The organism is Brevibacterium linens (assembly GCF_003999335.1).
GTDB lineage: Bacteria > Actinomycetota > Actinomycetes > Actinomycetales > Brevibacteriaceae > Brevibacterium > Brevibacterium linens.
Genome location: NZ_CP026734.1, coordinates 2,750,072 through 2,773,450 on the forward strand (window position 1 = coordinate 2,750,072; position 23,379 = coordinate 2,773,450).

A 23,379-nucleotide genomic window follows, 5' to 3' on the forward strand; every position below is an offset into this window, starting at 1 on the left:
CCGGCCGGTGGGACGGGGCCCGCACGAAGCCGGCGGACCGATTCACATCGGTCCGCCGATTCCATTGATCAGAGCATGCAGGAGACGCAGCCTTCAACCTCCGTGCCCTGCAGAGCGAGCTGCCGGAGCCGGATGTAGTAGATGGTCTTGATCCCCTTGCGCCAGGCGTAGATCTGCGCCTTGTTGATGTCACGAGTGGTGGCGGTGTCCATGAAGAACAGCGTCAGCGACAGCCCCTGGTCCACGTGCTTCGTGGCCTCGGCATACGTGTCGATGATCTTCTCGTAGCCGACCTCGTAGGCATCCTGATAGTACTCGAGGTTGTCGTTGTCCATGAAGGGAGCCGGGTAGTACACGCGGCCGACCTTGCCCTCCTTGCGGATTTCGATCTTCGAGGCCACCGGGTGGATCGACGAGGTCGAGTTGTTGATGTACGAGATCGAACCGGTCGGCGGCACGGCCTGGAGGTTCTGGTTGTAGATGCCGTGCTCGGCCACCTGAGCCTTGAGCTCTCGCCAGTCGTCCTGGGTCGGGATGTGCACGTTCGCTGCGGAGAACAGTTCGGCCACACGAGCGGTGCGCGACTGCCAGGCCTCATCGGTGTACTTGTCGAAGTATTCGCCGGTGGCGTACTTCGACCGCTCGAAGCCGGCGAAGGTCTCACCGCGCTCCTTCGCGATCTCCATCGACGCGCGCACACAGTGGTAGGCGACGGTGTAGAAGTACATGTTCGTGAAGTCCAGGCCCTCATCGGAGCCGTAGTAGATGTGCTCCCGAGCCAGATAGCCGTGGAGGTTCATCTGCCCCAGGCCGATGGCATGCGACATGTCGTTGCCGCGGGCGATCGAGGGCACGGACTGGATGTTCGAGGTCTCGGCGACAGCGGTGAGTCCGCGGATCGCGGTCTCGATGGTCTGACCGAAGTTGTCCGAGTCCATCGTCAGAGCGATGTTGAGCGAACCGAGGTTGCAGGAGATGTCCTTGCCGACGACATCGTAGCCGAGATCATCGTCGTACTTGCTGGGCTCGGAGACCTGGAGGATCTCCGAGCAGAGGTTGGACATGATGATCTTGCCGTCGATCGGATTCGCCTTGTTGACGGTGTCCTCGAACATCACGTACGGGTAGCCGGACTCGAACTGGATCTCGGCCAGAGTCTGGAAGAACTCGCGGGCGTTGATCTTCTTCTTCTTGATCGCCGCGTTGTCGACGAGCTCGGTGTACTTCTCGGTGACATTGATGTCGGAGAAGGGCACACCGTAGACGCGCTCGACGTCGTAGGGGCTGAAGAGGTACATGTCCTCGTTGCGCTTGGCCAGCTCGAAGGTGACGTCCGGGATCACAACGCCCAGGGACAGGGTCTTGATTCGGATCTTCTCATCGGCGTTCTCGCGCTTGGTGTCGAGGAACTTGTAGATGTCTGGGTGGTGGGCGTGCAGGTACACGGCACCGGCGCCCTGACGCGCTCCGAGCTGGTTGGCATAGGAGAACGAGTCCTCGAGCAGCTTCATCACGGGGATGACGCCGGAGGACTGGTTCTCGATCTTCTTGATCGGGGCACCGGATTCGCGGATGTTCGTCAGGGCGAAGGCCACACCGCCGCCGCGCTTGGACAGCTGCAGAGCGGAGTTGATGGAGCGGCCGATCGACTCCATATTGTCTTCGATGCGCAGCAGGAAGCAGGAGACGAGCTCACCGCGCTGCCTCTTTCCGGCGTTGAGGAACGTCGGGGTGGCCGGCTGGAAACGGCCGGCGATGATCTCGTCGACGAGCTGGGTGGCCAGCGTCTCGTCGCCACGGGCCAGGAACAGAGCGACCATGACGACGCGGTCCTCGAAGCGTTCGAGGTAGCGCTTCCCGTCGAAGGTCTTCAGCGTGTAGGAGGTGTAGAACTTGAACGCACCGAGGAAGGTCTGGAAGCGGAACTTCTGATCATAGGCGCGCGTCGACAGCTGTTCGATGAACTCGAACGAATACTGCTCCAGGACCTCGGGCTCGTAGTAGTCCTTCTCGACGAGGTAGTCGAGCTTCTCCTTGAGGTTGTGGAAGAAGACGGTGTTGTTGTTCACGTGCTGCAGGAAGTACTGGCGGGCAGCCTGCTTGTCACGTTCGAACTGGATCCTGCCGTCCTCGTCGTACAGGTTCAGCATCGCGTTGAGCGCGTGGTAATCCAGATCGGTCTCTTCGCGGATGATGTCCTCTACATTGCGGTCTTCAGCGAGCTCGCGCACAGTTTGTCCAATCCTAGGTTGACAGCGTCGACATCATCCTGAGTGCCCAGGAGTTCGACTCGATACATGAGGGGTACTTGACACTTTGCCGCGACCTTGACGGCCGCGCGGCAGTAGTCCTCGCCGAAGTTCGTGTTTCCGGCGCCGATGACACCGACGAGATGACGTCGGTTCTCTTCGACATTGAGGAATCTGATGACTTGCTTGGGAACAGCCCCGCGATTGCGGCCGGCCCCATATGTGGGGGTGACGAGAACGAATGGCTCATCCACTCGCAGCGTCGGCTCCGTGGTCAACGTCGGCAGCCGCACTGCTGGGTGACGCAGCTTCGCGACGAAGCGGTGCGTGTACTCGGAGTTGGCAGAGAAGTAGACCAGCAGCATTGTCAGGCCACGACGGACGCAGACTGTTCGCCGGTCAGAGTGGCGATCTTGTCGGGACGGAAGCCCGACCAATGGTCGTTGTCGGTGACGACGACAGGAGCCTGCATGTAGCCCATCGCCTTGACGACATCGAGGGCGTTCTCGTCGACGCTGAGATCGACCGACTTGTACTTCAGGCCCTTGGCGTCGAGAGCACGGTAGGTGGCGTTGCACTGGACGCAAGCTGGCTTGGTGTACACGGTGATCATGACGACTCCTTCAATCTGCTGTGCAGTTCGGCATTCTGATGGCTGTGACCGTGTCCCGTCAACTGCTCGATCATGATGAATATCACCAGGCGCAGGCTCAGGGGTGACCACTAGATGTTGTGTTCGGGTTAGACCTTACCCCTATATCCAGTGTTACACCAGTGTCATTCGGAGGTTTCACACCCTGTGTCATCACCGTCCACAATCGTCCACAGACTGTGAACGACACTCGTGTAGTTCGATCACCTGCGCGGACGCTGGCATCGGCGGCTTCCAGATTCATTTTCGGCTCTTTTTCCACCGACGTTTTCCACCGCTTTCCACAGGAAAACTTTTTGCCTGTGGGCATGTTGCGGAACCCTCGATCGACGATTTCGACCTCCTCCATGCGGTGCCGGTCACGTCGTAGCGGAGGCGATCATCACAGCACCTCCTCCCATCCGTCTGTCGGTCCCACCGACGCTACAGCTCGGTCCTGACATGAGATGGCCCCGCCGTGAACGGAGGGTGGCTGGCCGGCGGGAGCAGACCGGGACGCGGTCGAAGTGTGTCAGCACTGCAACGTCGACGGCTGTTGCGTGTCAGTGCCACCCAATATGCTGGAGACCACAGAAACGCACCGCACTGCGTGACTGACGAGCACAGTGACACCGAGAGACTGAGGGACCATGACGGCAACGGCACCGGCGAACACGCAGGAGATCGCGCACGCACAGACGATCCTCAAGGCCTTGGAGTCCTACCTCGACCATTTCGTCGTCGGGCAGCAGCGGCTGCGCGAATCCCTGCTCATCGGGCTCCTCTCCAGCGGTCATCTGCTGTTGGAGAGCGTGCCGGGGCTGGCGAAGACCACGGCCGCCGCCGCGTTGGCCAATGCCGTGGACGGACAGTTCTCCCGCATCCAGTGCACCCCTGACCTGCTGCCGGCCGACATCATCGGCTCGCAGATCTACAACGCGCATGAGGGCTCGTTCAATACGGTGCTCGGCCCCGTGCATGCGAACATCGTCCTCCTCGACGAGATCAACCGGTCATCGGCGAAGACCCAGTCGGCGATGCTCGAGGCCATGCAGGAGAAGCAGACGACGATCGGCGGCAAACGCTTCGAACTCCCCCGCCCCTTCCTCGTCATGGCCACCCAGAACCCGATCGAGCAGGAGGGCACCTACCAGCTGCCGGAAGCTCAGCTCGATCGGTTCATGATCAAGGATCTGCTCACCCACCCGAACCCCGGCGAGGAGGTCGAGATCCTCTCCCGCCTCGACTCCGGAGTCTTCGACAAGGATTCGGTGCCCGATCCGGCCTGCACTCTCGACGATGTCGTGACCATGCAGAGCTATGCCCGCACCGTCTACATCGACCCGGCCATCACCCGCTACCTCGTCGAACTCGTCCACGCCACCCGCAATACGACGAAGTACCTCGGGCGATTCGCCCCATACATCGAATACGGAGCCAGCCCGCGTGCCTCCATCGCGTTCACGAACGCCGGCCGGGCGCTGGCGATGATCCGCGGCCGCAACTACGTCATCCCCGAAGACATCAAGGACCTCACCCACAGAGTGCTGGCCCACCGCATCCAATTGGGCTTCGAAGCCGCCGCCGAGAACATCACGAGCACCCAGATCGTCGACGCTCTCCTCATGGCCGTGCCCACCCCCTGAGCGGCGATACCCATGACTGTCCTGCTCAATCGCATCAAGGCGCGGATGACCATCCACGCCCACCGGCGGACCCGGCGCCTCCTCGACGGGGACTACTCCTCGGTCTTCCACGGCCACAGCCTCGACTTCGATGATCTGCGCGACTACATCCCCGGTGACGAGATCCGCGATATCGACTGGAAAGCCACCGCCAGACACACCGAGCCCCTGGTCAAACGCTATGTCGCCCACCGCAGGCACATCCTCGGACTCGTCGTCGACACCTCCCGGAACTTCGACGCCGTGACCTCCGCCGGCGCCGACAAACGCCACCTGGCCATCCTCATGGCCGGAATGGTCGGGTACCTCGCCGTCCGCCACGCCGACGACGTCATGCTCATCCACGGCCACGCGAACCACACCACCGCCTCCCCGCGGAAGGGCAGCGAGGCCCACCTCGAACACCTCTTGCAGCAGATCCTCGCCGAGACCGGCACCACCTCCCCCGGGTCGATCAACACTCAGCTGCAGTGGATCACCAGCCACATCAACCGTCGGATGCTGCTCGTCGTCATCTCCGATCAGGCCCCGCTGGGACCGGAGGCCGAAGCGACGATCCGCCGACTGCGCGCCCAACACGAGGTCCTGTGGATCACGATCACCGACGCGGACCTCGCGGGTCTGCCGGCCGCCTCGGCGCCGTTCGACGTCGCCCGCCCCGACCATGGGCTGCCGACCTCGGTGATGACGAAACCCGAGGTCAGACAGGAATTCGCCCTCGCCGAGGCAGCCCGCCGTCAGCAGCGGAACGACCTTCTCGCCAAACTGGGGATCGCCCACATCGAAATCGACCATCCGAAGTCGGCCCTCGGCCGCCTCCACACTCTTCTGCTGAGGCACCGCCGTGGGCCCCGCTGAACTCATCGGGCCCCTGGAGGTCTCACCGGCGTGGTACGTGGCGGCCTGCTTCGTGCTGCTGCTGGTGCTCGGAAACGTCTTCGCCCCGCTCTTCCGCTCCGCTGCCGGAGTCACCGCGGCGGAAGGTCCGCGCATCCCGATTCCCGTGCGCAGCATCTACCTCTCCCGCATCAGCGCGGTGGAGACGGGCTTGAGCGCCGAGTCCGCGGACGTGCGCGAATCGGCACAGGAACTGGCAGCGATCGTGCGCGAATTCGCCCATGACGCGTGGGGCGTCAAAGCCGAACATCTGACCTACCGCGATGCGGCCGTCGCCGGTCTCGATGACCTCGCGGACTGCCTGCTCGGCCTCTATGAGGCGGAGTTCGCCGAAGCGGAGCCGGCGGGTCTGCAGCCGCAGATCGCCGAGGCCAGGAAGCTGGTGGCGCGATGGTCCTGATGTTCTGGTGGCTGGCGCTCATCCTGCTGGTCCTCGCCGCGGCCGCGGTCTACTTCTTCCGCCGTCCGAAGTCGACGGAGTCCTCACTGGCCGTGGCTCACAGCGGACGGATGACGAGCCTGCCGAGTTTCCGCAGAGCCATGCGCAGACGGCTGGTGACCACGGTCGCCCTCCTCGGCATCGTCGTCCTCACCGGACTGTCCGCGCTGGCGGGAATCGCTCGCCCGGCCTGGATCGAGACGGTCAACCCGGAACGGAAGATGCGCGATGTCATGCTCTGCCTCGACGTGTCCGGCTCGATGCTCGGCTACGATGCCGATCTGCTCGAGTCCTACCAGGAACTCGTCGACCGCTTCGACGGCGAACGCATCGGACTGACCGTCTTCAACGCCACCGCGGTCTCCGCATTCCCGCTCACCGACGACTACGACATGGTCCAGAACTACCTCGCCGAGGCCGAGGAGGGGTTCCGCACCTGGGGTGCCGAGGGCACCGACTACTCATGGTCGACCTCGCCCCCGAACATCGGCGGCTCCTCACTCATCGGCGACGGGCTCGTCAGCTGCGTCGACAACTTCGACCGACAGGACGAGGACCGGTCCCGGTCGATCATCTTCGCCACGGACAATATGCTCGCCGGTCAGCCGCTCTTCGAACTCAACGAAGCCGCCGATATCGCCGTCGACGCGAAGGTCCGCGTCTACAGCCTCTCCCCTCCCTCGGTGCTGACGACCACTCAGACGAAGGAGCTGCGTTCCGTGTCCGACCGCACCGGCGGCGAACAGTTCGACATGGGCTCGGCCTCGACGATCGACCGCATCGTCGAAGAGATCCAGAGCCAGGAGGCGGCGAACACGCCCGGGCGGTCGTACACGATCGTCCATGACATGCCGATGGTTCCGCTCGGCATCGCCGTCTTCGGCCTCGCCGGAGTGTTCGTGCTGGCATGGAGGACGAAATCATGATCTTCGATCCCGTGTTCACCTGGTTCGGCTGGGGCTTCCTCGTCCTCGCCCTGCTCACCGTGTGCATCATCCCGGTCATCCGCGGCGACGGTCCGCGCTGGAGGTGGTTCGCCCGCATTGGCGTCGTCGCCCTGCTCGCGCTCGCTCTGGCCCGCCCCGGCGTCCCCATCAAATCCTCGACCGAGGAGTACGAGACGCGAGCCGATGTGTACTTCGTCGTCGATGTCACGACGTCGATGGCCGCCGAGGACTTCGACGGCAACGACACCCGTCTGACCGGGGTCAAGGAGGACATGCTCGAACTCGCCGATGCCTTCCCCGGCACCCGGCTGAGCATCATCACCTTCGCGTCGACCGCAGCCACCGTGATGCCGCTGACGACCGATCACGCCGCCTTCGCCTCCGCCGTCGACGTCCTCGAACCCGAGTCGTCGATGAACTCGAGGGGCTCATCGATCACCGAGGCCGGTGAGGAGCTCGAGAAGCGGATGACGTCGAACGATGAGGACCGCCCGGAGAACAAGAACGTCGTGTTCTACTTCGGCGACGGTGAGCAGACCGTGTCGGAGACCCCGGACTCGTGGTCGTCGTTCGCGTCCCGCATCGACAGCGGAGCCGTCTTCGGATACGGCACCGAACAAGGCGGGAAGATGCGCGACAGCCAGCCGTTCGGCTACGGGTCCGGAGTCGGTGATCCCGGCACTGCGCCCGGCATCGGCGACCCCGATGACCCCGACGACGATCAGGCACCACCCGAATACGTCCAGGACCGCAACGGCGAACCCGGGATCTCGACGATCGACGAGGGCAACCTGCGCCGGATCGCCTCGGACCTCGGCGTCGACTACCACCACCGCGACGGAAACGGCGCGATCTCCAGCGTCTACACCGCTCCGAAATACGATCAGGCCCTGGTGAGGAAGGACGGCCGGGTCACCGTCGACGAATACTATTGGGTCCCGCTCATCCTCGTCTTCGCGTGGATCGCCGTGGAGCTCGTCTTCGGAGTCCGCGAATATCTTCGCCTCAAGGCGATCACCCCGAAACGCCCTCGCCGAGGCGGTCCGCCCGGTCCCGGCGGCCCGGTTCCCTACCAGCAGGTCCCCCAGCCGGCCGTTCCCCATCAGGCGGTTCCCCATCAGGCGGTTCCCCATGGGCCGTCGCCTCACCAATCGGCGCCCTACCGGGGAGGTCCGCGATGAACCGTGTGAAGAAACTGTGGTCACGGCGGCGCCGGATCACGAAGATCAACCTCATCCTCGGCACGATATTCGCCCTGGTGTTCGGCTATATCGCGATGGCCACCTATTTCGGAACGGCCTCGCAGGTCCGATACACCTCGAATGACTTCCCCGGTGCGAAGAAGGCGGCGACGGCGTTCCTTCGGGTCAGCCCGTTCCAACGTCACATCGGCTACTTCAACCGCGGCACCGCCGAGGCGGCCGTCGGCGATTTCGATGCCGCCCAGACCGACCTCGAATCCGCTCTGGAGATCGCTCCGACCTCGGCCGAGTGTGCGGTGCGGATCAACCTGTCCTATGTCTACGAGAAGCAGGCAGATCAGATCGCCTCGCAGGACCCCGACCAGTCGCAGGAGCTCTACGACCGATCGCTGAAGACGCTCGAGGACGCGCCCGAGGAATGCCAGCCGAAGAAGAGCGAAGAGAAGCAGAAGAGCAACCAGGCGAAGGAACGCGTCGAGGACAAGAAGCAGGGCGAGAAGGCCAAGGAAGAGGGAACCGACGACAGCGAGTCCGATGACGAGGATTCGCAGGATCAGGACTCCGACGACGACACATCCTCCGGAGACGAGGGCCAGGACTCCGACGAGGAGAAGAAGCCGGACGATACCTCCGGCAAATCCGAACGTGAGAAGAAGCGAGACGAGCTCGAGAAGCGCCGCGAGGACTCCGAACGCCAGCAGCGACAGCAGGGCCCAGGCGGCGACGGCGGCCGGTCGACCCCGGAGAAACCCTGGTGATCACCGGCGCGGGCCTCCGATCGCTCCGGCGAGAGGCTGCGGCGCCGCTGCCCTGTGACATCATGAGTCCATGACCGTCTCCGACCCCAGCGCCTCAGATCCTGCTCCGTCCTCCTCGCCCGGAACGTCGTCGTCGAACGCATCCGGCTCCGCCGCTTCGGCGTCCCCCTCCCCCGCGGCCGTGCCGCGGCTGCGGGCCGCTCTGGAGACCTTCCCTCCCTATATTCCGGGCAAACCTCCCCGCCGCGTCGACGGCTTGGAGTCGTTCAAACTCTCCTCGAACGAGAACTTCCTGCCTCCTCTGCCGGCAGTCCTCGACACCATGGTCGCCCATGCGACGAACCCCGCGCTCTACCCCGACGATGCCGCACTGGCCCTGCGTCAGGGACTGGCCGACCGCCTCGGCGTCGGACTGGATCAGCTCGTCGTGACCACCGGAGCCAGCGAACTGCTCGTCGCGCTGACCCAGATCACCTCGGATGCCACCACCGAGGCGATCTATCCGTGGCCGTCGTTCGAGATGTACCCGCAGACCACCGGGCTCGCCGGTTCCACTCGCCACGAGGTGCCGCTGACGGCCGACGGCCGTCAGGACCTCGCCGCGATGGCGGCGGCGATCACCGAGGCCACCAGCCTCATCATCCTGTGCTCACCGAACAATCCGACCGGCCCGGTGCTGCGCGATGACGAGGTCCGCGCTTTCCTCGACACAGTCCCTGCCCACGTCCTCGTCGCCCTCGACGAAGCCTACTGGGAGTTCGCCACCGCACCCGGCCGAGCCGATGGACTCGGTCTCGTCCGCGACTATCCGAATCTCGTTCTGCTGCGCACCTTCTCCAAGGCCCACGGGCTCGCCGGACTGCGCGTCGGCTACGCCGTCGCCCATCCGCCGGTCATAGCAGGACTGCTCAAGGCCGTCGTCCCCTTCGGCGTCACCGACCTCAGCCAGGCCGCCGCCCTCGAATCCCTCAATCACTGGGACGACGTGCTCGAGCGGGCCGGCGAGATCGCACAGACCCGCGATGCCTTCGCGGCCGCTCTGCGCGAACAGGGGTGGGACGTGCCCGAAGCACAGGCGAACTATGTCTGGCTGCCGTTGGGTGAGAAATCCGATGCCTTCGAAGATGCGTGTGTCGAACAAGCCGTAGCGGTGCGCAACCTCGGTGCCGGTGTGCGCATCAGCATCGGCGAGGACGAAGCGCTGGCCCGGGTGCTTGAGATCGCCGAACGCTTCCGCATCGAACACTTCGAGGAGTAGTCAGCGAGCACAGCCGGGCAGAAGACTGCCGCGCAGAACACTGTGCCGGGCAGCCGGTGAGAGGTCAGCCTTGAGAGGTGAGCCTAGAGTTCGGCGAGTTCGAGGGCCATCGACACTGCCTGACGCGTTTCGGCACGGGAGAGGTCGCGGCCGAGCAGCTTCTCGATCTTCGCCAACCGTGCCCGCACCGTATGCCGGTGGACTCCCAATTCGGCGGCGATGCGCTCCCGTGCCCCGGAGGCGGCGATGAACACCCGCAGAGTCTCCAACAGCTCCTGACCACCACGGGCCCGAAAGAGCTCGCCGAGGATGCGCTCGACGAACCGGTCGGCAGCCTCCTCATCGACGGCCGAGAGCAGCGCCCTGACCTCGGACGCCTCGGACTCATGCTGCGTCCGCCACAGCATCCACGTGTGATGGAGCTGCCCCAATGGCAGTCTCTTCTCCGCAAGCACGTCCAGGCCGGTGACCTCGGCTGCCTTCGCCACCAGCTCATCGAGCCCACGCTCCTGCGCCCCGACGACTCCGAGCAGCGAACCGGTGCGGGTGAGCAGACTCCGCCCGACGATGTCGGCGATGAGGCGTTCGGCGGAGTCGCCGCGGACACCGCCGAAGATGTGCATCCCCACTGTCGCCACCGGCGCCAGTCCCGTCACCCGCGTCCACTCCCCGCGCGCCTGACCATCGGCCAGATCGGTGTCGAAGAGCAGCGACCGACCGGAGGGAACGGGCAGATCCGCCAACGACATCGCCAACAGCGCCGCGGCGGTCGACAGCAGCAGGGCACGTGTCTTCGGGGATCCGGCCGCCTCGGCGGGGGTGAGAATCCACCCGAGCGGATGGTCACCGCCGATCGGAACGGCCTCGACGATCCGCGAACCGGTGCGGATCAGTCGAGGTCCCGCCGTCGGTTTCAACGACTCCTCGATGAGCGCCGAACGCACGTCGGCCTCGGCATCGTCCCCGCTCAACGCCCGCCCGGTCGGCGAGACGAACCGGACCGGAGCCTCCAGCGTCTCCGCCAGATCGGCCACGAGAGCAGCAGGCCCCTCACCGGCCAACGCGGTCGCGAAACGACGTGCGGCGCTGCTCGCCCGGGTCAGCTCCCTGTTGGTCTCGGCCTCACGCATCCGGGTGAAGGCATCGACGACGGCGACGAACGGCACCGGCTCGGGCACTCCGAACAGCGCCAGCCCCGCCTCCTGCGCGGCGGCGACGAGCTTCGGCGGGACCTGCTGCCACGGCAGGTCGGAGCCCAGACCGATGCCGAGCGCATGCACGCCGACGAACTTGAGGCGGCGCACATAGTCCGCGACCGTGTCCCCGCCGAGGTCCTGGCCGACCCCGATCGTCAGCAGCACCTCACCGCCGGCAAGCCATTCGTCGACCTCCGGAAGCTCCGAGGAATGGACGATCGTGACATCCTGCTCAGCTGCGGTGGGCGAATCGACGATGACGTCGAGCGCGAGTTCGGTGCGTGACCAGATCTGTTCCAAGGTGACCATGCACCCGATTCTATCCACATCGGACAGCACCGAGTTCAATTACTCCACTTTGGATATCGGTGTTGTGTGACCCAGGTCCTAGGCTGAGGGCACGACCACCGACCCGTCCGGGTCGGGTCAGCTGCCACGACGAAGGAGAAGCCAGTGACGTCTCAGCCGCTCGGCCCTGCCGACTACAGCAAGACACCCCGCTACGCGGGCCCCCCGACGTTCGGACTGCTGCCTCGCATCGACGAGGTCGAAGCCGAACGTCCCGGCGAGAAGATCGACGTCAAGGTCATCGGCATCCCCTTCGACGCCGGCGTCAGCTACCGTCCCGGCGCCCGCTTCGGACCCGCTCACATCCGCCAGTCCTCGAAGCTGCTGCGCCCCTACAACCAGGCCACGAACGTCCACCCGTTCACCTGGCAGCAGGTCGCCGACTGCGGTGACCTCGGCGTCAACCCCTTCGACATCGAAGAGGCTATCACCACCGTCGAGGCCAACGCCGACGCGATGCGCGCCGATGGCGCCAAGCTGCTCACCCTCGGCGGAGACCACACCCTGGCCCTGCCGAACCTGCGTTCCCTGCACAAGACGCACGGGAAGATCGCCGTCCTCCACTTCGATGCGCATCTGGACACCTGGGACACCTACTTCGGTGCGCCTTACACCCACGGCACTCCGTTCCGCCGCGCCAGCGAAGAGGGTCTCATCGATATGACCGCGTCGATGCACATCGGCATCCGCGGTCCGCTCTATGGGAAGAAGGACCTCGAAGACGACGAGGTGCTCGGCTTCCAGATCATCCGCAGCGACGAATACCAGTTCACCTCTGTCGCCGACGTCGTCGCCCGCATGCGCAAGCGACTCGGTGATGCCCCTGTCTACATCTCCGTCGACATCGACGTCCTCGATCCGGCGGCCGCTCCCGGCACCGGCACCCCCGAGGCAGGCGGAATGACCAGCCGTGAGCTGCTCAATTCGATCCGCGGACTCCAGGGACTGGGTGTCGTCGGCGCCGAGATCGTCGAGGTCGCCCCGGCCTACGATCACGCCGAGGTCACCGGACTCGCCGCCGCCCATGTCGGCTACGAGATCCTGTCCCTGTGGGCGGCCGAGAACAACGGAATCACGGCGCCCTCCGGCCCGTCCGGCAGCGCCCTCGGTATCTGAATGAGTACCGAAACGAATGTCCGCAACGGCGGTCGCGCAGTGGTGGCGACCCTGGCCGCCCACGGTGTCGATACGATCTTCGGCATCCCCGGCACCCACAACCTCGAGTTCTATCGGCATCTGCCGGAGTTCGGGATCCGCGCCGTGACACCGCGGCACGAGCAGGGAGCCGGCTACGGTGCCGACGGGTACTACCTCGTCTCCGGCAAACCCGGGGTCGTCATCACGACCTCGGGGCCGGGACTGACCAATGTCATCACCGCCGCCGCGACCGCCTATGCCGAGTCCCGCCCGATGCTCATCCTCTCCCCCGGTGTGCCCACCGGGTTCGAGCGCGCCGACGTCGGCATGCTCCACGAGACGAAGGACTCCTCCGGGGCGGTGGGTCACCTCCTCGTGTCCTCCCAGCGCACCCGCACCGCCGAAGGCGCCGCTCAGGCCGTCGCCGAGGCGTTCGCCATGTTCGACTCGGCCCGTCCCGGACCCGTGCACATCGAGGTTCCCCTCGACGTGCTCGAGGGGGCATGGAACGGCAGCGTCCCGGTCCCGTTCGCGGGACGCCGCCCCGGACTCGACCAGCATGTCGTGGCCCGCGCCGCCGAGGTGATCAGTGCGGCCACGCGCCCGCTGGTCATCGCCGGCGGCGGAGCCCGGCGCGCTCACGCCGAGGTCGCCCGTCTCATCGAGGCCCTCGACGCTCCCCTGGCGACGACGGCCAACGGCAAGGGCATCGTGTCCGAGACGCATCCGCTGTCACTGGGCTCGAACGTGCGCTTCCCCAGCGTGCAGGCCGAGTCCGCGGCTGCCGATGTGCTCATCGTGCTCGGCTCCGAACTGGCCGACTCCGACCTGTGGGGCGGAGCCATCGGCGCGCAGACACGCATCGGCGTCCGTGATGAGTCTGCCCGGCAGACCGTCATCCGCTGCGATATCGACCCCGACCAGCTGAATAAGAACCTGCCCGGTGACATCCTCGCCTGCGCGGACACCGCGGAGTTCCTCACCGCGCTCATGACCGCGCTCGAGTCAGCAACGGCCACCGCCGCCTCGGCGAGGAATGCCGGAACGGATGCGTCCGAACGACACGGATCGGCCGCCTCGGCGAGGGAATCCGGGGCCGATCGGGTCACCCGGATCCGGCAGAGCTGGGCCACCGATTTCGACTTCGACGCGATCGGGGCCAGGGTCACCCGGCTCGTCGAAGACGGTGCGGGAGCGAACGTCGTCATCGCCGGTGATTCCTCGCAGGTCACCTACGATGGCACGGTGCACGCGCTGACGGCGAGCACGCCCGATCAGCTGCTGTACATGCCCGGATTCGCGACCCTGGGCTACGGCATTCCCGCCGCGCTCGGGGCGAAGCTCGCCGATCCGGCGCGACCGGTCGTGTGCATCCTCGGCGACGGTGCGGCCATGTTCTCCATCCAGGAGCTCATGACCGCGGCCGAGCTGGGACTGGGCATCCCCTTCGTCGTCGTCGACAACGGCGGATACGCGGAGATCGAAGGACAGATGGTCGACCGCGACATCGAACCCTTCGCCGTCAGGCTCGCCCGCCCGGACTTCGCGAAGCTCGGTCAGTCCATGGGCGGGGCCGGGGTGACGATCGCCGAGGCGGACATCGACTCCGCCCTGCCCGCCGCCATCGCCGAGGCGCTCGATCGCAGGGTGCCCACCGCCATTCACATCACCGTCGGCCACTGAGCCGATCCAACAGAGAGGGTCACCGTGGACTCTGCAATTGTCATCATCTATCTCGCCGCCATGGTGGGATTCGGAGTCTGGGGCCGATTCAAGGCCCATAACCAGGAGGACTTCCTCGTCGCCGGGCGCCGCCTCGGCGGGCTGTGCTCTACACCGGCACGATGTCGGCCGTCGTCCTCGGCGGCGCGTCGACGATCGGCGGTGTGGGCCTCGGCTACACGGCCGGGCTGTCGGGAATGTGGCTCGTGCTGTCGATCGGCTTGGGCATCATCGCGCTGTCGCTGTTCTTCGCGCCGAAGATTCAGAAGCTCGAGATCTACACGGTCTCGCAGATGCTCGAACTCCGCTACGGCAGGGGCTCCCGGTTCGTCTCCGGAGCGATCATGACCGCCTACGGTCTGATGATCTCGACGACGTCGACGGTCGCCTACGCGACGGTCTTCCATACCCTGTTCGACCTCAACAAGGTGTGGTCGGTGCTCATCGGCGGCGGCATCGTCATCCTCTATTCGATGCTCGGCGGAATGTGGTCGATCACGCTGACGGACTTCGTGCAGTTCTTCATCCAGACGATCGGCATCTTCCTCATCATGCTGCCGTTCGTGCTCTCGAAGTCCGGGGGCATCGGTCAGCTGTTCTCCTCGCTGCCCGACACGCACACCTCACCGGTGGGCATCGGCTGGCAGGCGATCCTCGGCTACATCCTCATCTACACCCTCGGTCTGCTCATCGGCCAGGACATCTGGCAGCGCGTGTTCACCGCCCGCAGCCCGGGAGTGGCCCGGTGGGGCGGATTCTCCGCGGGCGTCTACTGCCTGCTCTACGCCGCGGCCGGTGCGCTCATCGGCATGGCCGCGACCACGATCGTGCCCGGCATCGAGGTCCAGGACGATGTGTTCGCCGCCGTCGTCGATGCCTCCATGTCGCCGGTGCTCGGCGGAATCGTGCTGGCTGCGGCGCTGGCCGCAATGATGTCGACGGCGTCCGGTTCGCTCATGGCCGCCTCGACCGTCTGCCGCCAGGACATCGTCGAACCGATCCTCGCCCGCAAGGACATCGTGCCGGCTTCGGCCGGATCGTCTGCGGACGGCGCAGCGACGGATGGGTCGGCCGCCTCGGCGAATGGAACCGGATCGGGAACGAGCGCGAGGTCGACGCTCGTACGGTCGCTGGTGCGCGAGACCGGTGACGAGGTGCGCGACTCGCGCATCTACCTCATCGTGCTCGGTGTCGTCACCCTGGTGCTCGCGATGATCATGCCCAGCGTCGTCGAGGCCCTCACCGTGGCCTACAACCTGCTGGTGGCCGGCCTGTTCATCCCGATCCTCGGCGGCCTCGTGTTCAAGCGGGGCACGATCGTCGGCGTCATGGCCGGCATGATCCTCGGCGCCGTGACCACCGTGGTGGTGATGATCACGATGGGCATCTACTCGAACGAGGCGATCTACCTCGGCCTCATCGCCTCGCTGGTCGGCTACCTCGTCGGGTCCTTCGCATCGAAGCCGACCTCCCCCGAGGTCATGGCCGCCTGGAAGGAACGCATCAACCGCTGATTACTACCTGACGGCGGCCCAGCAACCTCGCGCGAGGTTGCTGGGCTGTGCTGTCTCACTACCTTGCTTACAACCTGTCTCAACACATTGCTGACACCATGTCTCATGACGTTGCTGACACCATGAAGCACACTTCGGGTCATGCCCGAACCTCTTTCACTGGCCACCCGCCGCGCGATCATCGACTTCGACCCCAACGCATCAGACTCTCCACCGATCACCGAGTTCTGCCGCCACCACGGCATCACTCGAACCACGTTCTACGCGATCCGCAAACGCTACAAAACCGAAGGACTCCTGGCACTCCACCCCCACTCATCGGCACCGAAGAACACCGTACGAATCTATGACCAGACCACCACCGACCTCGTCCTGAAGATCCGCACCGAACTCGAGTCCACCGGGTGGGATGCCGGCCCGAAATCGATCTGGTTCCACGGAGTCGATACCGGTCAGTTCACCGAACCCGTCCCTTCTGTGGCCACGATCGGTCGGATCCTCTCCGACGCTGGGCGAGTGAAAACGAACCCGAAGAAGCGCCCGCGATCATCATTGATCCGATTCGTCCGTGCCAACGCCATGGAGATGTGGCAACTCGATGCCTTCGAATACACACTCACCGGCGGTAAGACGAAGATCACGGTGTATCAGCTCCTTGATGACTCCACCCGCTTCGACGTCGGCACACAAGCCTTCCACGGCGTGGAAAACAGTGCCGACGCGATCCAGACCATCTCCGCTGCCTTCACTGACTATGGAGTGCCCCAGGAGCTGTTGACTGACAACGGCAACGCGTTCAACGGCAACCGTCAGGGCTGGGTCGTGACCACTCAACTCTTCCTCGCCGACCACGGCTGCCGAGGAATCTCCGGCATGCCCGGACACCCGCAAACCCAGGGCAAGAACGAACGTGGCCACCAGACACTGCTGAGAGTCCTCGACGCCAACCGTCCCCGCAGTCTTGAGCAAGCGCAGAAGGTGATCGTGGCTTTCCGCGACCGCTACAACAATCGCCGACGGCATCAGGCATTGCCAGGAAATATGACTCCGCGACAGGCGTGGGAAGCCGCCGTGCATACTCCCTCAAACGGCACACCGATCCCGCGCACTGAGGTCGAAGCGATCGCACGTGAGTATGCTCAACGCCGCCGAGTTCAGGCCGCGTTGAACCAACCACTTCCCGATCAGAACAGGTTTGCCGGCGAACCCTTTCCAGAAGCCGCCGATGCAGTGCCAGACCGTGTTGTGATTGCCGCGGGCAATCCACAGCTCTATGTCCACGCTGTCGGACTCGGAGTACCGAAATCCCTGGTCGGGACCTATCAGTCAGTGGTCACCGAGGACGCTTACACCTTGTTCGACCCGACCACTGGTGAGGAAGCGGTGTATTTTCCGCTGCCAATTCGCACCGCTGAAACAGTCAGGCGGTATCCGTTGTGGAGAGTCGTTGGAGCCAGAATGCGTGGAGCTACGAAGACGTGGCTGACGAAACAGCATGACTATCTGCTCAAGCATTTCCCATCCGAGGCACCAGCTGACCGGACCGTCACGATATGTCACTGAAGAAAAGACAACCCCGCCCAGAGTGTCTGCAACCTAGTGAGTCAGGTTGTCAGCAAGGTAATGAGCGAGGTTGTCAGCAAGGTAATGAGTGAGGTTGTCAGCAAGGTCGCGAGTTTCCACACGAGGTTGCTGGGCCGCCGTCAGGTAGTTCTGGACGGTGCGATCTGCGTGCCGGGACGTCGCCCGACTTGGTGCCTCAGGCCACAGTCACCTATATTCGAAGGGTCAGGCTGAGCCGACCGCGGCAACCCTCGGAATTGGGTCCCCAGGGCGAGCGGCACATCAGCCGGTGCCCGAAAAAGGGGCACGAAGCCGCCGAGTCGCGCGTGTGAGACATATATGGATCCCTCGTTTCCATATCTCATTCGCGAAAGGCCAGCCATGGCTCATACTTCCGCGCACGTCGCGCACACACTCGCCGCCCACATCGACGAGGTCTTCGGCCTCATGGGCAACGGCAACGCCTACTTCCTCGACGCCCTGCTGCGTGGCACCTCGGCCACCTACACCGCCGTCCGCCACGAGGCCGGAGCCGTCGTCGCCGCCGACGCTCACTTCCGCACATCCGGGCGGATCGCCGCCGCCACCACGACCTATGGTGCCGGGTTCACGAATACGCTCACCGCCCTCGCCGAGGCGGCCCAAGCCAGAGTTCCCCTCGTCCTCGTCGTCGGGGATGAGCCGACATCGGGTCCGCGGCCGTGGGACGTCGACCAGATCGCCATGGCTTCGGCGGTGGGTGTACGCACGTACACCGTCGGTCGGGTCGATGCGGCCGCCGCGACCGTGACCGCGATCGAGCACGCGCTGACCTACCGGGTGCCCGTGGTGCTCGCGATCCCCTGCGATGTCGCGACTCTTCAGATCGGTGAGATTCCGGCCGTCCCCGGTCCCAGCCGTCCGGCACCGACAGCACCGACCGGGGAGTTCACTCATGCGGCCTTGGATCGTCTCGCCACAGATCTGGCTGCGGCGAAGCGCCCGCTGCTGCTCGCCGGTCGCGGAGCCTGGTTGGCCGGAGCCAGCGACGAGCTCGGTCAACTCGTCGAGCTCACGGGTGCGCTGAGTGTGACGACCGCGCTGGGCCGCAATCTCTTCCCGGCTGCCGAACACGACCTGGGAGTCGCCGGCGGCTTCGGCGCCCCGGCCGCGATGGATCGCGTCCGGGAAGCCGATGTCGCCGTGGTCTTCGGAGCCTCGCTCAATCAGTTCACGATGCGTTTCGGAGACCTCTTCCATCCCTCGACGACGGTGTGGCAGATCGACACCGACGACCGTGCCACGAACGCCCGCGTCGGCGGCTTCATCCGAGCCGATGCGAAACTCGCTGCCGCCGACCTCGTGGCACGGCTGAAGTCGACCGGAATCGACGGTGCGAAATATTCGGACAGCGGCGCTCCGCGCTGGCACGATTCCGTCGACACCACCGCCGACCGTGCCTACGCCGTCGGGTCGGAGCTCGCCGGGGACGGTCGGCTCGATCCACGTGCGGCGGCGAGCCGCCTCGGCGAGATTCTGCCGAAAGATCGGGTCGTCGTCTCCGACGGCGGACATTTCATCGCCTGGGCGAACATGTTCTGGGAACCCAGCGCCCCGGACCGGCTGGCGATGGTCGGCACCGCGTTCCAATCGATCGGACTCGGCTGGCATTCCGTCGCCGGAGCCGCCCGCGCGAACCCGGAGTCGACGATCGTGCTCACCAGCGGTGACGGCGGCGGAGCCATGGCATTGTCCGACCTCGACACCGCGATCCGGGTCGCCGACGGTCGCGGAATGGCCGTGGTCTTCAACGACGCGGCCTATGGCGCCGAGGTCAACTTGTACGGGCTCAAGGGGCTGGAGAAGTCACCCATGCTCATCGACGAGATCGACTTCGCGGCCCTGGCCACGGCCGCCGGCGGACACGGCGTCGTCGTCCGATCCCTGTCCGATCTCGACATCATCGAGGAGTGGAAGGCTCGTCCGGTCGACGAACGGCCCTTCCTGCTTCTCGACCTGCGGATCTCCGGCGAGGTCATCGCGCCGTACCAGGAAGAGGTCATTCGCGTGCACTCGTGACCGCGCCTGGCCGGTTGCACAGCTGGTGGCGGCCCGGGTGCAGACGCTGGTCTTGCTGTGCCGACCGACCCCAGGTGACGAGGCGCCACAACTTCTCCAGCCGGCCCTGTCAGAAACGGCGCAGCCACAGAGTTGAGACGACGACTGTCCATATTCGTACCGCTGCGTCCGTTGGCGCTGAGCAACTACGTCGGCGCTACCGTGATCTTTGTCGCCGTTCGGCTGGCAGTGCCCGACTTCGCCCGGTTCGACGGTGGCGATGCGACGTCGTTCCGCCTCGGTGGCGGTGGCCTGTCGTTCGATCAGGGTGCAGTCATTCGATCGCAGCATCAGACCGATCGCGATCGCGGCGATGACCAGGGCGAACCCCATGAGCGCAAAGGTCGCACCGTCGGCCGTGACCAGGGGACAGACGATGTTCGCGACTGCGAGAATGACAATGACGGCGAGGCTCATCCGGCTCGACGACGTTCGGGCGAGCATCGCCAGCACCGTCAGGCTCAGCCACAGAGTCGACAGACCCAGCGTGGCGGCGACGGCGGCCAAGGCGAGGCCGCCGAGCAGTCCGAGGACTGCCCACTCCAGCCGTGCAGCCCGTCCCGGACGCAACTGAGCTCGAATGAGGATGGGCAAGCCGACGGCCACGGCGATGACGATCGTGATCGGCCGAGTGGTCGGAACTCCGGGGTCTCGCGAGGGCGTCGCGAAGAGGGTGCCCAGATGTTGGTACGGCGGTCGTCGCCGTGGGAGGTCGTCGCCGTGGGAGGTCAGTTGTCTGCGGACCGCGCCGCGCGGTGGGCCGTCGTCCAGACTCTGACAAAGAGGCCGAGGATGAGAAGCCACCCCGAGACCGCGAGAACGGCTCCGACTGCCTTCGGCCAGGCGAATTTCTCAAGGCTCAACAGTGCAATCGAGAAGCCGACGGCGATGATGCTGATGGTGATCAGCATGGGAATCGCCGCACGGTGGCCAGCTTTCCAAGCGGCCTCGGACCGCAGCGTCAGCGCCGACCGGATTCCGATTGCACGATTGCGGGGCAGACGGTCGCCGCGGATGACCAACACGAGAACGACGCAGACAACGGCAAGGAGCAGGCAACCGATCAGCGGCGGATAGAACATCGGTACCGGTCCCCTCTCTGAGCTCGGATCCACCGTATCTCATCGGGGCTGAACTCAGCCGATCTCCAAGGGACAGGTGGGAACGGCCCTGTCCGGCCGCCTCGGCGATGGTGTTCGCTCTATTCGACGCTTCGTCGACTTCGACGGGGCAAAGTGGCAGCTCTGGGGATCTCCGGACAGCGAAATGCCCCGGATCCTTAAGGAATCCGGGGCTTAGACACGTGGAGATGGCGGGAATCGAACCCGCGTCCGTCGGCAGATTGTCAGGACTTCTCCGGGCGCAGTTCGTGAAAATGTCTCTTAGGTTCTGGCCCTTGCACGAACACATGGACCAACGAACGGAGTTGAGTGAAAGTTCCTCAGACACCCCCAACATGTGTCTGAAGCAGTGGCCTCTTAAGCGACGCCAGACACTAGAGCAGAGGCAACTCTAGGCTGACGGATTCGCAGCTCGCGCTCTATCAGGCAGCGAGGGCGAAATCGGTGCGGTTGTTAGACTTAGCACCTATTGTTTTGCAGAGGACATTAACGAGATGACTCTGCATTCTCGGCCCGCTTCTCCCGACGCAGTGTCCGACGTCGAAACCGATCATCCCCATATTCTGTTACCAAAACTGATCAGCTGTTTCATCCGCCGAGGAGGCTGCTGGCGCCGATCAGGTACTCCAGCATACTCCTACAACGCAGACCGAGCCAATTGCATTCCCGGCCGTTCACGAAAGGTGCCGAGCAGGCCTCAGAGGAACTGCTTGGCCTTCATCGCGCGTTCGGCTTCGCGCTTGTCCTGCGCCTCACGCAGGGCCTGACGTTTGTCCCAGTCGCGCTTGCCCTTGGCCAGAGCGATCTCGACCTTGACCCGCGACCCGTCGAAGTAGAGTTCGAGCGGCACCAGAGTCCGGCCGGACTCCTTGACCTTCTGCGAGAGCTTGAGGATCTCCTCGCGGTGGAGCAGCAGCTTCCGGCGACGCCTGGCCGAATGATTCGTCCAGGTCCCCTGCAGGTACTCGGGGATGTAGACGTTCTCCAACCATGCTTCGTTCTGGAAGATGAGGGCGAAGCCGTCGGTCAGTGAGGCCCTGCCTTCGCGCAGCGACTTCACCTCGGTGCCGGTGAGCACTAGCCCGGCCTCCCACGTGTCTTCGATGTGGTAGTCGTGGCGTGCCTTGCGGTTCCTCGCAATGACTTTCTTGCCAGTGTCCTTTGGCATGACCGGCCTCCTCTCTGCTCCCGATCGCCTGTGCACGCGTTCGCGCGCACAGCCATCCATTCTATCCCAAAGCGGACCACGTCCCAACGCCGGGGACCGTCTCCGGATGAGGCAACGACACCGTCGACTCCCCTATTCCTCGAAACCCCTCCCAGAACTACCTGACGGCGGCTCAGCAACCTCGCGCGAGGTTGCTGAGCCGCCGTCAGGTAGGAATTAGGAGATGTAGGGTTTGGGATCGACGTAGGTGCCGTTCTTCATGATCTCGAAGTGCAGGTGGCAACCGGTCGATGCGCCCGTCGTACCGGAGTACGAGATGATGTCGCCCTTCTTGACCCTCTGCCCGTCGTGGACCTTGAGCTTCGTGTTGTGGTTGTAGGTCGACGCGATCGAATTGCCCTCGATCTTGCCGTGGGAGATGACAACGCGATTGCCGTACCCGCCGGTCCAGCCGGAGGTGACGACGATCCCGTCGCCGGCCGCGCGGATCGGTGTTCCGCAGGGCACACCGAAGTCCATTCCGGTATGCAGCTTCCGGGCGCCGGTGATCGGGTGGATGCGGTATCCGAACGGAGACGTTATCGGGTATCCCTTGGCCGGGTTGGCCAAGTCTCCGTCACCGAAGACGAACTTGCCCTTCTTCTCCTGCTCCTTCTCCCATTCGCGGACTTTCTTGGCCAGACGATCCTGCTCGGCCTTCTCGTCGGCCAGCTCCTTCTCGGTCTTGGCTTTGTTGTCGGAGATGGTCTTCTCCGCATCGTCCTTCGCGGAGATGAGGTCGTTGAGGTTGTCGGCCTTCTTCTTCGCATCGACCTGCGCGGCTTCTTTGGCCAGCACCGCTTCGGCGGCTTCGTCCTTGAGGTCGGAGATCTTCTCCGTCACGCCCGAAAGCCGCTCTTCGTTGTTCTTGTTCAGCGCCCGCTGTTCGGAGAGTTCGTCGATCGTGCGCTGCTGGGACCGTACCGCTGAGTCGACGCGGCCGATACCGCCGTCGGCACTCGTGCCCTCGGCCATCTGCAGCAGCATCGCGAGATCTGAGGTGATGCCCGAATTCTGGTAGGCCTGCCGCCCGATGCGCGCGGCCGAGGTCTTGTGCTTGTCGATCTCCTCGGTGCCGGACGTGATCTTATCCTTGAGGTCCTTCTGCGCGTTCTCCGCCGAGGACAGGCGCGCAGCCATGTCCTCATCCTTTTCGATCGCCTTCGCCAACGCATCGTCGGCGGCCTTCGATTCGGCTTCGGCATCCGGCAGCTTCTCCTGCGCGGCGTCGCGTTCGGCGATGACGCGGGCGAGTTCCTCATCGAGGCCCTCGAACTCCTGCTGGAGTTCCTTGACGCGTTCGTCGACCTCGCTCTTGTCGTCGCGCGGGTCGGCCACCACCGAGGTGACCGGCATGATCACCGCCAATGCGGCGGCCGTGACGACGAGTCCCAGTCTGCGTCTCATC

Annotated in this window: 19 protein-coding genes and 1 other RNA gene; 12 read left to right on the forward strand and 8 right to left on the reverse strand. The window is 64.7% G+C overall.

Annotated features, from left to right (window positions below):
* Window positions 1-68: 68 nt before the first annotated feature.
* Genes nrdE through nrdH form a run of 3 tightly spaced genes read right to left on the reverse strand, consistent with a single transcriptional unit; the run spans window position 69 to window position 2,862 of the window.
* A complete protein-coding gene (gene nrdE / locus CXR29_RS12480) occupies window positions 69-2,195 on the reverse strand; it encodes a class 1b ribonucleoside-diphosphate reductase subunit alpha (RefSeq protein WP_241241684.1) in 2,127 nt (708 codons plus the stop codon).
* A 5-nt stretch (window positions 2,196-2,200) separates the two neighbouring features.
* Window positions 2,201-2,614, reverse strand: a complete 414-nt coding sequence (gene nrdI, locus CXR29_RS12485) for a class Ib ribonucleoside-diphosphate reductase assembly flavoprotein NrdI (RefSeq protein WP_025778729.1) — start codon at window positions 2,612-2,614, stop codon at window positions 2,201-2,203.
* A gap of 2 nt (window positions 2,615-2,616) precedes the next feature.
* Window positions 2,617-2,862 (reverse strand): glutaredoxin-like protein NrdH, encoded by a 246-nt coding sequence (nrdH, locus tag CXR29_RS12490; RefSeq protein ID WP_025778731.1) that lies wholly within the window; start codon window positions 2,860-2,862, stop codon window positions 2,617-2,619.
* A gap of 668 nt (window positions 2,863-3,530) precedes the next feature.
* Here nrdH and CXR29_RS12495 point away from each other — a divergent pair.
* The 7 genes from CXR29_RS12495 to CXR29_RS12525 all read left to right on the forward strand — a co-directional run bounded on the left by CXR29_RS12495 (window position 3,531) and on the right by CXR29_RS12525 (window position 10,066).
* Window positions 3,531-4,526 carry an AAA family ATPase gene (locus CXR29_RS12495; RefSeq protein WP_127364676.1) on the forward strand — a complete coding sequence of 332 codons (996 nt, stop codon included), beginning with the start codon at window positions 3,531-3,533 and terminating at the stop codon, window positions 4,524-4,526.
* Between the two features lie 12 nt (window positions 4,527-4,538).
* A complete protein-coding gene (locus CXR29_RS12500; protein ID WP_101554064.1) occupies window positions 4,539-5,423 on the forward strand; it encodes a DUF58 domain-containing protein in 885 nt (294 codons plus the stop codon).
* Window positions 5,410-5,862, forward strand: coding sequence for a hypothetical protein (locus CXR29_RS12505; RefSeq protein WP_127364677.1), 453 nt, complete (start codon window positions 5,410-5,412; stop codon window positions 5,860-5,862). The genes CXR29_RS12500 and CXR29_RS12505 overlap by 14 nt, the downstream gene beginning before the upstream one ends.
* Complete coding sequence (locus tag CXR29_RS12510) at window positions 5,853-6,827, forward strand: vWA domain-containing protein (protein WP_127364678.1); 975 nt, start codon at window positions 5,853-5,855, stop codon at window positions 6,825-6,827. Before CXR29_RS12505 ends, CXR29_RS12510 begins: the two co-directional genes overlap by 10 nt.
* A complete protein-coding gene (locus CXR29_RS12515; protein ID WP_127364679.1) occupies window positions 6,824-8,029 on the forward strand; it encodes a vWA domain-containing protein in 1,206 nt (401 codons plus the stop codon). The genes CXR29_RS12510 and CXR29_RS12515 overlap by 4 nt, the downstream gene beginning before the upstream one ends.
* A complete protein-coding gene (locus CXR29_RS12520) occupies window positions 8,026-8,808 on the forward strand; it encodes a hypothetical protein (RefSeq protein WP_127364680.1) in 783 nt (260 codons plus the stop codon). The genes CXR29_RS12515 and CXR29_RS12520 overlap by 4 nt, the downstream gene beginning before the upstream one ends.
* Window positions 8,809-8,878: 70 nt before the next feature.
* A complete protein-coding gene (locus CXR29_RS12525; RefSeq protein ID WP_101594153.1) occupies window positions 8,879-10,066 on the forward strand; it encodes a histidinol-phosphate transaminase in 1,188 nt (395 codons plus the stop codon).
* An 83-nt stretch (window positions 10,067-10,149) separates the two neighbouring features.
* On the opposite strand, the gene CXR29_RS12530 is transcribed toward CXR29_RS12525, so the two are convergent.
* Window positions 10,150-11,571 carry a PucR family transcriptional regulator gene (locus tag CXR29_RS12530; protein ID WP_101554070.1) on the reverse strand — a complete coding sequence of 474 codons (1,422 nt, stop codon included), beginning with the start codon at window positions 11,569-11,571 and terminating at the stop codon, window positions 10,150-10,152.
* Between the two features lie 144 nt (window positions 11,572-11,715).
* Here CXR29_RS12530 and speB point away from each other — a divergent pair, with 144 nt between their 5' ends.
* The 5 genes from speB (at window position 11,716) to CXR29_RS12555 (ending at window position 19,604) form a co-directional block, all read left to right on the forward strand.
* The gene (gene speB, locus CXR29_RS12535) at window positions 11,716-12,726 is read left to right on the forward strand and encodes an agmatinase (RefSeq protein WP_127364681.1); all 1,011 of its coding nucleotides are present in this window, start codon (window positions 11,716-11,718) and stop codon (window positions 12,724-12,726) included.
* A complete protein-coding gene (locus CXR29_RS12540; protein WP_127364682.1) occupies window positions 12,727-14,430 on the forward strand; it encodes a thiamine pyrophosphate-binding protein in 1,704 nt (567 codons plus the stop codon).
* Between the two features lie 161 nt (window positions 14,431-14,591).
* Entirely contained in the window at window positions 14,592-15,983 is a 1,392-nt protein-coding gene (locus tag CXR29_RS12545) for a sodium:solute symporter family transporter (protein ID WP_420897583.1), read from the forward strand.
* Between the two features lie 141 nt (window positions 15,984-16,124).
* Window positions 16,125-17,546, forward strand: coding sequence for an integrase core domain-containing protein (locus tag CXR29_RS12550; protein WP_127363809.1), 1,422 nt, complete (start codon window positions 16,125-16,127; stop codon window positions 17,544-17,546).
* 381 nt (window positions 17,547-17,927) lie between these two features.
* Window positions 17,928-19,604 (forward strand): thiamine pyrophosphate-binding protein, encoded by a 1,677-nt coding sequence (locus CXR29_RS12555; protein WP_127364683.1) that lies wholly within the window; start codon window positions 17,928-17,930, stop codon window positions 19,602-19,604.
* 767 nt (window positions 19,605-20,371) lie between these two features.
* Here the strand turns inward: CXR29_RS12555 and CXR29_RS12560 are convergent.
* The 4 genes from CXR29_RS12560 to CXR29_RS12575 all read right to left on the reverse strand — a co-directional run bounded on the left by CXR29_RS12560 (window position 20,372) and on the right by CXR29_RS12575 (window position 23,378).
* Entirely contained in the window at window positions 20,372-20,758 is a 387-nt protein-coding gene (locus CXR29_RS12560; protein WP_127364684.1) for an SdpI family protein, read from the reverse strand.
* A 186-nt stretch (window positions 20,759-20,944) separates the two neighbouring features.
* Window positions 20,945-21,322, reverse strand: a transfer-messenger RNA (tmRNA) gene (gene ssrA / locus CXR29_RS12565).
* A gap of 139 nt (window positions 21,323-21,461) precedes the next feature.
* Window positions 21,462-21,932, reverse strand: coding sequence for an SsrA-binding protein SmpB (gene smpB, locus CXR29_RS12570; RefSeq protein ID WP_127364685.1), 471 nt, complete (start codon window positions 21,930-21,932; stop codon window positions 21,462-21,464).
* A 216-nt stretch (window positions 21,933-22,148) separates the two neighbouring features.
* Window positions 22,149-23,378, reverse strand: coding sequence for a M23 family metallopeptidase (locus tag CXR29_RS12575; RefSeq protein ID WP_127364686.1), 1,230 nt, complete (start codon window positions 23,376-23,378; stop codon window positions 22,149-22,151).
* Window position 23,379 lies beyond the last annotated feature (1 nt).

Bases quoted from the DNA above. Each gene is read 5' to 3' on its own strand.
- CXR29_RS12545 (WP_420897583.1), top strand. From the start codon at position 14,592: ATGTCGGCCGTCGTCCTCGGCGGCGCGTCGACGATCGGCGGTGTGGGC.
- CXR29_RS12495 (WP_127364676.1), top strand. From the start codon at position 3,531: ATGACGGCAACGGCACCGGCGAACACGCAGGAGATCGCGCACGCACAG.
- smpB (WP_127364685.1), bottom strand. From the start codon at position 21,932: ATGCCAAAGGACACTGGCAAGAAAGTCATTGCGAGGAACCGCAAGGCA.
- CXR29_RS12530 (WP_101554070.1), bottom strand. From the start codon at position 11,571: ATGGTCACCTTGGAACAGATCTGGTCACGCACCGAACTCGCGCTCGAC.
- CXR29_RS12540 (WP_127364682.1), top strand. From the start codon at position 12,727: ATGAGTACCGAAACGAATGTCCGCAACGGCGGTCGCGCAGTGGTGGCG.
- nrdH (WP_025778731.1), bottom strand. From the start codon at position 2,862: ATGATCACCGTGTACACCAAGCCAGCTTGCGTCCAGTGCAACGCCACC.
- CXR29_RS12525 (WP_101594153.1), top strand. From the start codon at position 8,879: ATGACCGTCTCCGACCCCAGCGCCTCAGATCCTGCTCCGTCCTCCTCG.
- CXR29_RS12515 (WP_127364679.1), top strand. From the start codon at position 6,824: ATGATCTTCGATCCCGTGTTCACCTGGTTCGGCTGGGGCTTCCTCGTC.
- CXR29_RS12575 (WP_127364686.1), bottom strand. From the start codon at position 23,378: ATGAGACGCAGACTGGGACTCGTCGTCACGGCCGCCGCATTGGCGGTG.
- nrdI (WP_025778729.1), bottom strand. From the start codon at position 2,614: ATGCTGCTGGTCTACTTCTCTGCCAACTCCGAGTACACGCACCGCTTC.
- CXR29_RS12550 (WP_127363809.1), top strand. From the start codon at position 16,125: ATGCCCGAACCTCTTTCACTGGCCACCCGCCGCGCGATCATCGACTTC.
- CXR29_RS12520 (WP_127364680.1), top strand. From the start codon at position 8,026: ATGAACCGTGTGAAGAAACTGTGGTCACGGCGGCGCCGGATCACGAAG.
- CXR29_RS12510 (WP_127364678.1), top strand. From the start codon at position 5,853: ATGGTCCTGATGTTCTGGTGGCTGGCGCTCATCCTGCTGGTCCTCGCC.
- CXR29_RS12555 (WP_127364683.1), top strand. From the start codon at position 17,928: ATGGCTCATACTTCCGCGCACGTCGCGCACACACTCGCCGCCCACATC.
- CXR29_RS12500 (WP_101554064.1), top strand. From the start codon at position 4,539: ATGACTGTCCTGCTCAATCGCATCAAGGCGCGGATGACCATCCACGCC.